This is a genomic window from Streptomyces sp. NPDC057682, assembly GCF_042799575.1.
Classification (GTDB): domain Bacteria; phylum Actinomycetota; class Actinomycetes; order Streptomycetales; family Streptomycetaceae; genus Streptomyces.
In genome coordinates, this window is the sequence record NZ_JBHVIN010000011.1 from 162004 (window position 1) to 174339 (window position 12336).

9 protein-coding genes are annotated in these 12336 nt (G+C 72.8%); 7 read left to right on the top strand and 2 right to left on the bottom strand.

The features are described 5' to 3' along the window. Window positions 1-55: 55 nt before the first annotated feature. Window positions 56-1543, bottom strand: coding sequence for a xylulokinase (xylB, locus tag ACFVDM_RS21330; protein WP_383642074.1), 1488 nt, complete (start codon window positions 1541-1543; stop codon window positions 56-58). A 270-nt stretch (window positions 1544-1813) separates the two neighbouring features. Here xylB and xylA point away from each other — a divergent pair, with 270 nt between their 5' ends. The 5 genes from xylA to ACFVDM_RS21355 all read left to right on the top strand — a co-directional run bounded on the left by xylA (window position 1814) and on the right by ACFVDM_RS21355 (window position 7614). Further along, entirely contained in the window at window positions 1814-2983 is a 1170-nt protein-coding gene (gene xylA, locus ACFVDM_RS21335) for a xylose isomerase (RefSeq protein ID WP_383642077.1), read from the top strand. 141 nt (window positions 2984-3124) lie between these two features. Then, window positions 3125-4387 (top strand): ABC transporter substrate-binding protein, encoded by a 1263-nt coding sequence (locus ACFVDM_RS21340; protein WP_383642080.1) that lies wholly within the window; start codon window positions 3125-3127, stop codon window positions 4385-4387. Between the two features lie 10 nt (window positions 4388-4397). Beyond that, on the top strand, window positions 4398-5357 hold the full coding sequence (locus ACFVDM_RS21345) for a carbohydrate ABC transporter permease (protein ID WP_383642082.1): 960 nt from the start codon (window positions 4398-4400) through the stop codon (window positions 5355-5357). 5 nt (window positions 5358-5362) lie between these two features. After that, a complete protein-coding gene (locus ACFVDM_RS21350; protein ID WP_383642085.1) occupies window positions 5363-6217 on the top strand; it encodes a carbohydrate ABC transporter permease in 855 nt (284 codons plus the stop codon). An 11-nt stretch (window positions 6218-6228) separates the two neighbouring features. Continuing rightward, a complete protein-coding gene (locus ACFVDM_RS21355; protein ID WP_383642088.1) occupies window positions 6229-7614 on the top strand; it encodes a GH1 family beta-glucosidase in 1386 nt (461 codons plus the stop codon). Window positions 7615-7687: 73 nt separating this feature from the next. On the opposite strand, the gene ACFVDM_RS21360 is transcribed toward ACFVDM_RS21355, so the two are convergent. Further along, a complete protein-coding gene (locus ACFVDM_RS21360; RefSeq protein ID WP_383642091.1) occupies window positions 7688-8926 on the bottom strand; it encodes an ROK family protein in 1239 nt (412 codons plus the stop codon). Window positions 8927-9287: 361 nt separating this feature from the next. Here ACFVDM_RS21360 and ACFVDM_RS21365 point away from each other — a divergent pair, with 361 nt between their 5' ends. Together ACFVDM_RS21365 and ACFVDM_RS21370 are read left to right on the top strand one after the other, a co-directional pair. Further along, window positions 9288-11264, top strand: coding sequence for an FUSC family protein (locus ACFVDM_RS21365; RefSeq protein ID WP_383642094.1), 1977 nt, complete (start codon window positions 9288-9290; stop codon window positions 11262-11264). 170 nt (window positions 11265-11434) lie between these two features. Next, window positions 11435-12286 (top strand): FG-GAP repeat domain-containing protein, encoded by an 852-nt coding sequence (locus ACFVDM_RS21370; protein WP_383642097.1) that lies wholly within the window; start codon window positions 11435-11437, stop codon window positions 12284-12286. Window positions 12287-12336 lie beyond the last annotated feature (50 nt).

Here is a 12336-nt window from a genome sequence, read left to right on the forward strand (position 1 = left end):
GTCTTCCTTAGCCGGTGGTACGGAGGTGTGCGGGGTACGTCGTGGGGGCGCGCCGTCAGGGGCGCGTGGTCAGGAGCGCGGGCGCCGCCCGGTCGAGGACCGAGGTCACCCGGTCCCAGGTGGTCGTGTCACGCGGGACGGCGGGCAGCTCGCGCCCCTCGCCGGTGCCCCACTCCACGGCGAGGGCCACCGGGTCGCGGCCGGTGGCGGCCCCCGCGGCGAGCGCGGCCGCGCCGAGCGCGACCAGTTCGCCGGCGGCCGGGAGCACCACCGCGCGGCCGGACAGCCGGCGCACGGTCTCCACCCACATCGTGCCGCGCGCGCCCCCGCCGATCAGGCGCAGCGGCGCGTCCGGCGCGTCGAGCGGGAGGACGTCCAGGGCCCGGAGGAGGGTGACGACGGCGCCCTCGTAGGCGGCGCCGAGGATCTGCTGCCGGGTGGTGTCGTGGCGCAGTCCGTGCAGGAGGCCGGAGGCGTCGGGGAGGTCGGGGGTGCGTTCGCCGTCGAGGAAGGGCAGCAGCACGGTCTCGCCGCCGGGGGCGGCGTCCTCGCGGTCCAGGCCGAGCAGGGCGGCGACCTTGTCGACGGCGAGGGTGCAGTTCAGGGTGCAGCCCAGCGGGAGGCGGGTGCCGTCGGTGGCGGCGAATCCGGCGAGCAGGGGTGAGTGCGGGCGGTTGCGGGTGGCGGCGAAGACGGTGCCGGAGGTGCCGAGGCTGATGACGGGGTGGTCGAGGAGTCCTTCGGCGCCCAGGCCCAGGCCGACGGCGGCGGCCATGTTGTCGCCGGTGCCCGCGGCGACCGGGATGCCCGGGGGCAGGCCGAGGGCGCGGGCCGCTTCGGGGGTGAGGCGGCCGGCGGGGGCGGCTCCGGTGGGGGCGACCTCGGGGAGGAGTGCGGCGCGCATGCCGGTGAGGTCGAGCAGCACGGGGTCGTAGGCGCCGGCGACCGGGTCGTACCAGCAGGTGCCGGAGGCGTCGCCGGGGTCGGTGACGGCGGTGCCGGTGAGCCGTTCGGTGAGGTGGTCGTGCGGGAGGCGGACGGCGGCGGTGGCGGCGGCGGTGTCCGGTTCGTTCTCCCGCAGCCACATCCACTTGGCGGCGGTCATCGAGGCGACGGGCACCGATCCGGTGCGCTCCAGCCAGGCGTCGGTCCCGCCCAGTGCGCGGGTGAGGGCGGCGGCCTGGGGGGCGGAGCGGGTGTCGTTCCAGAGGAGGGCGGGGCGCAGCGGGGTGCCGTCGGCGCCGAGGACGACCAGTCCGTGCTGCTGGCCGGCGACGGCGATGCCGGTGACGGCGGCCGGGTCCAGGTCCGCTTCGGCGAGCGCGGCGGCGACGGCGGCGCACAGGGCGTCCCACCACTGTCCGGGGTCGCTCTCGCGGGCGCCGGCGCGGCCGGTCACGGTGTGCGGGGCGCGGCCCACGGCGAGCAGCCGGCCGGTCGCGATGTCGACGACGGCGGCCTTGGTGGACTGGGTGGAGCTGTCCACTCCGATGACGGCCGATACCGGCGCGGCGGCCGGGTCCTGGGCGGGTCGCGGCGGCATGTCGTACCTCGTTCCTGTGGGTCCCGGTTTTGATCGTACACAAAACAAATAAATCTTCGAAGCGCTTCACCTGGGGCCCGGAGCGGCTACGACCGGGCTCTTTCCGGGCCGAAAACCCTTGTGGCACCACCCGTGTTGCCCCTATGTGACGGATGTGTCACCGGGATGGTCTAGAAACAAACAGCAAGATGCCGTATTAGTACTGCCAGCAAACAAATCGGTCGGGCGGCGGTGCAGCCGCCCCGGTCCATGTCGACAAGAGGCAGCAGAATGTCGAACCGCTTCACCCCCACCCCCGCCGACAGGTTCACCTTCGGGCTCTGGACCGTCGGCTGGCGAGGCAACGACCCCTTCGGTGACGCCACCCGCCCCGCCCTGGACCCGGTCGAGTCCGTCGAGCGCCTCGCCGAGCTCGGCGCGCACGGCGTGACCTTCCACGACGACGACCTGATCCCGTTCGGCTCCTCCGACGCCGAGCGCGCCGCGATCGTCGGCCGCTTCAAGGACGCCCTGGACCGCACCGGTCTCAAGGTCCCGATGGCCACCACCAACCTCTTCACCCACCCCGTCTTCAAGGACGGCGGCTTCACCTCCAACGACCGCGCCGTGCGCCGCTACGCGCTGCGCAAGGTCATCCGCAACATCGACCTCGCGGTCGAGCTGGGCGCGCAGACCTATGTCGCCTGGGGCGGGCGCGAGGGCGCGGAGTCCGGCGGCGCCAAGGACGTGCGGGTGGCCCTGGACCGGATGAAGGAGGCCTTCGACCTGCTCGGCGAGTACGTCACCGAGCAGGGCTACGACCTGCGCTTCGCCATCGAGCCCAAGCCGAACGAGCCGCGCGGCGACATCCTGCTCCCCACGGTGGGTCACGCGCTGGCGTTCATCGAGCGCCTGGAGCGCCCGGAGCTGTACGGGGTGAACCCGGAGACCGGTCACGAGCAGATGGCCGGGCTCAACTTCCCGCACGGCATCGCGCAGGCGCTGTGGGCGGGCAAGCTCTACCACATCGACCTCAACGGCCAGTCCGGCATCAAGTACGACCAGGACTTCCGCTTCGGCGCCGGCGATCTGCGCCAGGCCTTCTGGCTCGTCGACCTGCTGGAGAGCTCGGACTACACGGGCCCGCTGCACTTCGACTTCAAGCCGGTGCGCACCGACGGCATCGACGGCGTCTGGGAGTCCGCGAAGAACTGCATGCGGAACTACCTGATCCTCAAGGAGCGCGCGCTGGCGTTCCGCGCCGACCCGGCCGTGCAGGAGGCGCTGCGCGCCTCGCGGCTGGACGAGCTGGCGCAGCCCACCGCCGCCGACGGCGTCAAGGGCCTGCTCGCGGACCGTTCCGCGTTCGAGGACTTCGACGTGGACGCCGCCGCCGAGCGCTCGATGGCGTTCGAGGCGCTGGACCAGCTCGCCATGGAGCACCTGCTCGGCGTCCGCTGACGCCCCCGGGGTGCTCCGGCCGGAGCACCCCCTTCTCCCCGGACGCGGGCCTGCCGGACCCGCGTCCGGGCGGACGGAACCACCTCGTCGGGACACAGTGGTCCCCCCGGGCCGGCACCCCTCTCACGCAAGGGCACCATCGTGACAGCACCTTCTCCGGACGGAACGCGCCAGCCGCGCCGCCGTCCCCACCGGCGGGTCGTCGTCCCGCTCACCGTCGTCTCCGCGCTGATCGGCGGCGTCGTCCTCTCCGGCTGCGGTCAGCAGCGGGACCCGGACGTGTACACCGTCCTGAACTCGTCCACCGACGAGTCCTACCACCGCTGGGACGCCCAGACGCTGGACCGGTGCAGCAAGCAGCTCGGGATCACCATCGAGCAGCAGAGCGTCCCGGCCTCGCAGGTGATGACGAAGGCCCTGCGGATGGCGTCCTCGAAGTCGCTGCCCGACGTGCTCCAGCTGGACGCCTCGGAGATGCCGACGTTCGCCGAGGCCGGCGGGCTGATCCCGCTGAAGGACCTGGGCCTGACCACGCAGGACATCCCCGAGGGGATCGTGAACTTCGGGTCGTACCAGGGGACTTATTACGGGGCCGCGCGCACCGTGAACACCCTGGCGCTCTTCTACAACAAGGACACCCTCGCCAAGGCCGGGCTGAAGGTGCCCACCACCTGGGACGAGATGCGGGAGACCGCGAAGAAGCTCACCTCGGGCAAGAAGTACGGTCTGGCGCTGAGCGCGGGCGGCGCGGAGGACGGCGTCTTCCAGTTCACCCCGTTCATGTGGTCCAACGGCGGCGACGAGACGAAGCTGGACAGCCCCGAGGTCGCCGGGGCGCTGGACTACTGGAAGAGCCTCCTCAAGGACGGCTCGCTCTCCAAGTCCACGGTCAACTGGACCCAGGCCGACGTGAACGACCAGTTCATGGCCGGCAACGCCGCGATGATGATCAACGGCCCCTGGCAGGTGGAGACCCTCAACTCGAAGAAGGGCCTGAACTGGGGCATCGCCCAGATCCCCGTCCCGAAGGCCGGCGACGAGTCCGTCGGCCCGCTGGGCGGCGGCGTGCTGACCGTCCCCAACACCGGGGACAGCGAGCGGGAGAGGACCGCCGCGAAGATCATCGGCTGTATGTCGGGCGAACAGGAGGAGATCACCTACGCCATCAACAGCTGGATGGTCCCCGCCAACGAGAAGGCCGCGGCCGTGTGGCGGACGAAGGCGCCGGAGCTGGCCGCCCTCGCCGACCAGGTCGCCACGGCCCGTTCGCGTACCGCCAAGCTCGGCGCGCGCTGGTCGTCCGTCTCCCTCGCGCTGCAGAGCGCGTTCCAGTCCGCCCTGACCGGCGAGTCGAGCGAGACCGCCCTCAAGCGCGCCCAGCAGCGCGCCACGAGCGGGAACTGAGGTACCTGACATGTCGACCACCACCGCCTCCGCGGCCACCGGCGCCGCCCGCCCGGCAGCCGCGGTCAAGAAGGCGCCGAACCCGGCCCGTGCCCGGCGCCGCAAGCGCCTGGCCCAGTGGGGCTTCATCGCCCCCGCCGTGATCTTCATGGCGCTGTTCTTCGGCTACCCGCTCGTCCGCAACATCGTGATGAGCTTCCAGGACTACTCGCCGTCCACGTTCTTCACGGGCAAGTCCCCGTTCAACGGCACGGACAACTGGAGCAACGTCTTCAACGACGAGCTCTTCGGCAAGGCCCTGTGGCACACGATCCTGTTCACCATCGGCTCGCTGATCGGCCAGTTCTGCATCGGTCTCGGGCTCGCCGTCTTCTTCAGCCGGCGCTTCCCGCTGAACGGGCTGCTCCGCTCGCTGATCCTGCTGCCGTGGCTCGTCCCGATGGTCGTCTCCGGTGTCGTCTGGCGGCGCATCCTCGACCAGGACACCGGCGTCCTCAACTCCTTCCTCGGCACGATCGGCTTCGGCGGCGACACCCCGTGGCTGACCAGCACCAGCATGGCCCTGACCTCCGTGGTCCTGGTCAACATCTGGATCGGCATCCCGTTCAACATGGTGATCCTCTACGGCGGCCTCCAGGAGGTCCCCAAGGAGCTGTACGAGGCCGCCTCGCTCGACGGCGCCTCCGCCTGGCGGACCTTCCGCTCCATCACCCTGCCGATGCTCCGGCCGGTCATCACCGTGGTGCTGGTGCTCGGCTTCATGTCGACGGTGAAGATCCTCGACCTGATCCTCGCCCTCACCGACGGCGGCCCCGCCGACTCCACCCAGACCCTGGGCACGCTCACGTACCAGAACTCCTTCGTCCAGCTGGACTTCGGAGCCGGTGCCGTGGTCGGCAACATCCTGATCCTGATCTCCGCCGTCTTCGCGGTGTTCTACCTGCGGGCCAACCGCAACGAGGGGAAGTGACCGGCATGGCGAGCACTGTGCGTACCCCCGCCGCCCCCACGCCTTCCGTCCGCCGCACCAAGCGGCGCTGGGGCGCCATGGCCTTCGGGATCCTGGTGCTGTGCGTGATGCTGTTCCCGCTGTACTGGATGGTGAACACCGCGCTCCAGCCCGAGTCCGGGCTGCTGGAGGTCGACGCCTTCCCGCACAGCCTGGACCTGTCGGGCTTCCGCTCGGCCCTCAGCGACCAGGGCGGCAATCTGCTGACCTCGCTGGGCGTCGCGCTCGGCGCCGTGGCGATCTGCCTGGCGATCTCGGCGCCCGCCGCGTACGGCCTGGCGCAGTTCAAGCTGCGCGGCACCAAGACCGTCGTCTTCGGCACCCTGATCACCCAGATGGTGCCCGGCATCGTCATCGCGAACGCCCTGTACAGCGCGTACGTGGACCTGGGCCTGGTCAACTCCTACGTCGGGCTGATGCTGGCCGACGCCTCGCTGGGCATCCCGTTCGCGATCGTCCTGATGCGGTCGTTCATGGTCGCCATCCCGCGCGAGGTCATCGAGGCCGCCGAGGTGGACGGCGCCGGCCGCTTCCGTACGTTCGTGCAGGTCGTGCTCCCGATGAGCCGCAACTCCCTGATCACCGCGGGGCTGTTCTCGTTCCTGTACGCGTGGAGCGACTTCATGTTCGCGCTGACCCTGAACACCACCGACGACGTGAAGCCCATCACGCTGGGCATCTACCAGTACATCGGCGCCCACGTCGGCGACTGGGGCTCCGTGATGGCCGCGTCCGTGCTGTCCGCGATCCCCGCGGCCGTCCTGCTCGTCCTCTCCCAGAAGTACATCGCCGCCGGGATCACCGGCGGCTCCGTCAAGTGAGGGTCGTACCCATGAGTGAGTTCCCCGTGTTCCCGCCCGGCTTCGTGTTCGGCGCGGCCACGGCCGCGTACCAGATCGAGGGCGCCGTGCGGGAGGACGGCCGAGGCCCGTCGATCTGGGACGTGTACAGCCACACGCCCGGGAAGACGGACGGCGGCGACACCGGTGACGTGGCCTGCGACCACTACCACCGCTACCCCGAGGACGTGGCGCTCCTGCGCGGCCTGGGCGTCGACTCGTACCGCTTCTCGATCGCCTGGTCCCGTGTCCTGCCGGAGGGCTCGGGCGCGGTGAACACCAAGGGCCTGGACTTCTACTCCCGGCTCGTCGACGAACTCCTGGAGGCGGGGATCGAACCCGCCGCCACCCTCTACCACTGGGACCTGCCCCAGGCGCTGGAGGACAAGGGAGGCTGGCGGGTCCGCGAGACCGCGGAGCGCTTCGGCGAGTACACCGCGCTCATGGCCGAGCGCCTGGGCGACCGGGTGCCGCGCTGGATCACGCTCAACGAGCCGTGGTGCAGCGCCTTCCTCGGCTACTCCGTGGGCCGGCACGCGCCGGGCGCCAAGGAGGGGCGCGGGGCGCTGGCCGCCGCCCACCATCTGCTCGTCGGCCACGGCCTGGCCATGAAGGAACTGCGCGCGGCCGGCGTCCGCGAGGCGGGCATCACCCTCAACCTGGACCGCAACGTCCCCGCCACCGAATCGGACGCCGACCTCGCCGCCGTCGTCCGCGCGGACACCCAGCACAACCTGGTGTGGACCGAGCCGATCCTCGCGGGCCGCTACCCGGCCACCGAGGAGGAGACCTGGGGCGAGCTGATCACCGGGGAGGACTTCCGGCGCGAGGGCGACCTGGAGCTGATCTCCCAGCCGCTGGACTTCCTGGGCATCAACTACTACCGCCCGATCGTCGTCGCCGCCGCCCCGCACCGCGAGGCCGACCCGGCGCTGCGGGTCGCCACCGACAACCGCTACAGCGAGGGCGAGTACCCCGACGTCCGCAGGACCGCGATGAACTGGCCCGTCGTGCCGGAGACCTTCACCGATCTGCTGACGGCGCTCAAGCAGACCTACGGCGACGCGCTGCCGCCGGTGCACATCACGGAGAACGGCTCGGCCGAGTTCGACACCGTGGACGCGGACGGCGAGGTGCGCGACGCCGACCGCGTCGAGTACCTCCGTACGCACCTCACGGCGCTGCGCGCGGCGATGGACGCGGGAGTCGACGTCCGCGGCTACTACGTCTGGTCGCTGCTGGACAACTTCGAGTGGGCGCTCGGCTACGCGAAGCGGTTCGGGATCGTCCGGGTCGACTACGACACCCTGGAGCGCACCCCGAAGGACAGCTACCGCTGGTACCAGCAGCTGATCGCGGCCCACCGCACGGGGAAGTAGCCCCTTCCGCGCACCCGCACCGCCCCCGTCCGCCCCGGACGGGGGCGGTGCGCTGTCCGGGGCCCGTACGGGGTCAGCGGCCGGCGTAGGCCGCGGGGTCGGCGAGGACGCCGCGCACCACCCGGGCCGCCGCGCCCCGGGCCGCGTCGCCGGAGAGCGAGGAGGCGCGGAGCCCGCCGCCGTCACCGGCACGCCAGCGGCCGGACACGACGCGGGCGGCGAGCTGGGCGTCGGCGGCGGGGGCCAGCCAGGGCATCAGATCGCGGTAGATGCCGCCGAGGACGACCGCGTCGAGGTCGAAGAGGTTGACGGCCCCGGAGAGGACGACGCCCATCCGCTCGCCGGCCGCCCGCAGCACCTCCAGGACGCCGGGGTCGCCGGCGCCCGCCCGCCGCTCCAGTTCACCGAGTCCGCGGACACCGGCGGCGGGATCGATGCCGGCGGCGCGCAGCAGCGCGGCCTGTCCGGCGTACTGCTCCAGGCAGCCGCGCGCGCCGCAGCCGCAGGGCGGTCCCTCGGGATCGACCACCACATGGCCGACCTCGCCCGCGAAACCGTGGGCGCCGCGCAGCAGTTCGCCCTGGAGGACGAGGGCGCCGCCCACGCCGATCTCCCCGGTCAGGTAGAGGAAGCCGCGTTCTCCGCCGCGTCCGCCGAACCACAGCTCGGCGAGGGCCGCGAGGTTGGCCTCGTTGTCGGAGCTGACCGCCAGCGCGCGGCCGGCCGGGCGGAGGGTGGAGAGGGCCTGTCCGAAAATGCCCTCGGCGGCGACGCGGTACCAGCCGAGGTTGGGCGCCTGGCGGACCATGCCGCCGGAGACCAGACCGGGCAGGGCCAGCTCGACGCCGACCGCCCGCAGCCCCTGTTCACCGGTGGAGGTGATGACCCGGTGGGCGAGGCGGGCGGCATGGGCCAGGACCTCGGCGGGCGGGGTGTGCCGGTTGTCGATGTGCTCGGTGACGCGGACCCGGTCGGTACCGCCGAGCCCGACCGCGCACACCGAGACGTAGTCGATGTTGATCTCGACGCCGAGCCCGGCCGGTCCGGTGCCGGAGGCCGTGAGCACCGTGCCGGGGCGTCCGGCGCTGCCGCTGAACGTCTTGCCGGACTCGGTGAGCAGGTCGAGCGCGAGCAGTTCCTCGACCAGCGAGGACACGGCGGCACGGGTCAGTCCGACGCGGGCGGCCACCCGGGCACGGGTCGCCTCGCCCTCCTCCAGAACGGCGCGCAGGACGAGGCCGAGGTTGTTCCGCCGGACGGACTCGGTGCCGGCCTTGGCACCGGGCGAGGGGGAAGGATTCGTCGTGGTCATCAGGGCTTCGAGCGTAGGGCCTCGACGGAGCGGGGCGGCGGACCCGGTGCGGCGGGGCCCGGACGGGCGGCCGTGCGCCATCGGACAGGCACGTCCCCGTCCCGTCCCTCCCGTGATCACATCCTCGAAACACCACCGCAGCCGCCCCGCCACATCCCCCGGCTACGTTGGGCGTACGCGGCCGGCGTCGCCCGCTTCTCCCCGTTTCCGGGCCCTGTGGGGCCGGTGGGGCGGGGATCCTCGTCGGTACGGTGTCAGGAGGTCCGCGGTGCGTGTCCCGCTACGTCGGTTCGGCCGGGGCGGACCCCGCGGGACCGCCCCGGTGTGGCTCACCCATGTGCTGCGGTCGCGGAGTGCGCCGGTGCCCGGGGCCGCGATGGTGCGCGGAGCGCTGGGCGCGGGCCCGTTGCTGGCGGGCGGGATCCTGCTGGGCTGGCCGGGGTCGGGCGTGCCGGCCGCGCTGGGCGCCATGCTCGCCGGAGTCAACGACCGGCCCGGAACCCGTCGCAAGGGCCTCGTGCACATGGGCGTTCCGGCGGTCGCCGGATCGCTCGGCCTGTACGGCGGCGCGCTCGTCGCGGAGGCGACGGCGCGGTGGACGGCCGTGCCGGTGCTCTTCGCGGTGGGCTGGATCTCCGGGGTGCTGAGCGCGCGCGGACCCGTCCGGTCGGCGGCCGCCCTTCAGGCGTTGGTCGCCACGACGATCGGGCTGGGCATGCCCCTGACCGGACCGGCCTGGGCCCACGCGCTGAGCTTCCTGGCGGGGGCGGGCTGGCTGGTGCTGCTGCGGCTGCTGCCCCGGCTCTCGGCGGTACGGGTGCGGTGGCGTCGCTCCCCAGGGGCGCGGGGCGCGGCAGGCGGGTCGGCTCCGGCCCGGTGGAGCGGTGAACGCGAGGCCGTCGCGGCGGTGTTCGACGCCCTGGCGGACGCGCTGGCCGCGCTCGGCGGTGCGGGGGCACCGGCCGCCCGTCGCGGGCTGGTCGCCGCGCAGCAGCAGGCCGAGGAGGCCTTGCGCCTGACGCGGCTGCTGCCGGGTCCGGCGGGATCCGGTGACGCGGCCCGGCGGGCCCTCGCCGCCCGCTTCGGCGCCGGGGTCGCGCTCTGCGAGGCGAGCATCGCGCTGCTGTGGGCGGGTCGTCCGGTGCCGGACGCGGTGGCCGAAGGGCCCAGGCGGCTGGCCGCGGCCGTCCGGTCCGGCGGTCCGGCGGGGCCGCTGCCGAGCGCGGCGCCCAACACCGTGGAACGGCTCGCCCTCGACCGTGCGGTGCTGGAGGCCGCGGTGGTCTTCGACCGGACGACCGCGGGGCGCCCGCACGACGGGAAGCGGGCCGCCCGGCACCGCGAGGAACCGGCCCCCGCCGGGCCGCGGTCCGGTCTCCTCACGTCGGCCGGGCGCGAGTACGGACTGCGGGTGGCGCTGTGCGTGGCGGTCACGGCGGCCGTGGCGCTGTCGCTGCACGAGCGTCACTGGTACTGGCTGCCGGCCACCGCCGCGTTCCTCGTGAAGCCGGACATGGGCCCGCTGTTCTCCCGGGTGGTGAACCGGTTCGCCGGGACCGCCGCCGGAGTGCTGGTCTTCGTCGTCCTGTCGGGCGTGTCCGGCGGCTCGGGGCCGGTGCCCGTCGTGGGGGCGGCGGTCGCGGCCGGTGCCCTGATCCCGTTGTCCACCCGCCACTTCGCGTTCCAGACCGCGGTGATCACGGTGCTGGTGCTGGCGTTCGCGCACACGGCGGGTGATACCGAGGCCGCCGGGCCCCGTCTCCTGGAGACCTTCCTGGCCTGTGTGATCGTGCTGCTCGTCGGGCATCTGCCGGGGGTGACCGATCCCCGGGTGCGGGTCGGTCACCGGTTCGCCGTCACGCTGCGGTGCACCGAGCGGTATCTGCGGCATGTGCTGGAGGTTCCGGACGACGGCGGCGACCGGTCGCGCGACGACGTCCGGGGGCTGGCCCTGCGCGCCGCCGCGTACCGGGCGCTGGCCGAGGCGCGGGCCGCGGCGGAGACGGCGGCGGCCGAACTGCCGGGCCCGTTCGGCGGGAGGCGCCAGGACTGGTCGGCGGTGACCGTCGCGGCGGAGCGGGCCGTCGACGCGGCGACCGCGTGCGCGCTGCGGGTCGGGAACGGGGTGCCGAGGCCGGCCCCGGCGGAGGCGGCCCGCGTGACGTCGGCGCTGTCCGTGCTGGCGGACGCCCTGGAGGACGGCCACCGCACGGCGCGTCCGGCACCCGGTCCGGGGCCGCGGGACTGCCGCTCACTGCGGGACGTGATGACGCAGGCGCACGGCATCCACCGGCTGACCGCGGTGGGAGCGGTGGGCGCCTGCGCGGGGCGGCGCTGAACCGGCCGGGGCGGCAACAGCCCGTTCCCGGGGCGCACATGCGGACTTGACGCCTCTCGTCAAACCCTTGGTGCGGTGAGGGTCTCGTGAAAGGATCACATCAATTCCGTGGCGTGTCCCCGTATCCCGCGGCGCGTCACGCCTCGTCCCGTCATCCATGGAGAACACACGTGGCCAAGACCTCTGGCCGGCTGCCCGCACGCGCAGCCTCCCGTCTCGCCGCCGCCGCGATAGCCGCGGCGCTCGTCGGCACCGGCGCCACCGCCTTCGCGGCCGAACCCGCCGACGCGCCCATGTTCGGCGTGGTCGGCCTCGACGCCGCCGGCGCCTCGTACTACTACGCCCCGACCGGTGAGGGCGGTCTGACGGCCCGCACCCCGCTGGACACCGGCTGGAAGGACGTCACGTTCGCCGGCCGCGTGGACAACGACGCGGACGGCGTGGCCGACGGCCGCTGGCAGACCAATGCGGCGGGCATCCTCGACTACGCCGCCAACGACGGATCCGACCCGGAGAAGGTCGGACACGGCTGGAACATCTACGACAAGCTCGTCGCGCCCGGCAACCTCGGCGGCGCCGAGGCCGGCGATCTGCTCGGCCGCGACAAGAGCGGCTATCTCTACCTGTACCTGGGCTACGGCGACGGAACCGTTACCAAGCGGTACAAGGTCGGCGGCGGCTGGAACGCCTACACGCAGCTCACCGGCAACGGCGACCTGACCGGCGACGGCAAGAACGACCTCGTCGCCCGCGACACGTCCGGCGTGCTGTGGCTCTACAAGGGCACGGGTGACTACAAGGCCCCGTTCGCCACCCGCACCAGGATCGGCGGCGGCTGGAACGCGTACAACGGCCTCTACGCCACCGGCGACATCGACCTGGACGGCATCACGGACCTCATCGCCCGTGACAAGGCCGGTGCGCTCTTCCTGTACAAGGGCACCGGCAAGGCGGCGGCGCCGTACGCGAGCGCCGTGAAGATCGGGAACGGTGGCTGGAACACCTACCGTCTGATCTTCTGACCAAAGGTGGAGGTTTTCCCCTCGAAGTCATGACACGATTCGCATGAATC

What these genes read in the sequence shown, in the direction of transcription:
- xylB (WP_383642074.1), bottom strand. Translation starts at nt 1,543, where the DNA reads ATGCCGCCGCGACCCGCCCAGGACCCGGCCGCCGCGCCGGTATCGGCC.
- xylA (WP_383642077.1), top strand. Translation starts at nt 1,814, where the DNA reads ATGTCGAACCGCTTCACCCCCACCCCCGCCGACAGGTTCACCTTCGGG.
- ACFVDM_RS21345 (WP_383642082.1), top strand. Translation starts at nt 4,398, where the DNA reads ATGTCGACCACCACCGCCTCCGCGGCCACCGGCGCCGCCCGCCCGGCA.
- ACFVDM_RS21350 (WP_383642085.1), top strand. Translation starts at nt 5,363, where the DNA reads ATGGCGAGCACTGTGCGTACCCCCGCCGCCCCCACGCCTTCCGTCCGC.
- ACFVDM_RS21355 (WP_383642088.1), top strand. Translation starts at nt 6,229, where the DNA reads ATGAGTGAGTTCCCCGTGTTCCCGCCCGGCTTCGTGTTCGGCGCGGCC.
- ACFVDM_RS21360 (WP_383642091.1), bottom strand. Translation starts at nt 8,926, where the DNA reads ATGACCACGACGAATCCTTCCCCCTCGCCCGGTGCCAAGGCCGGCACC.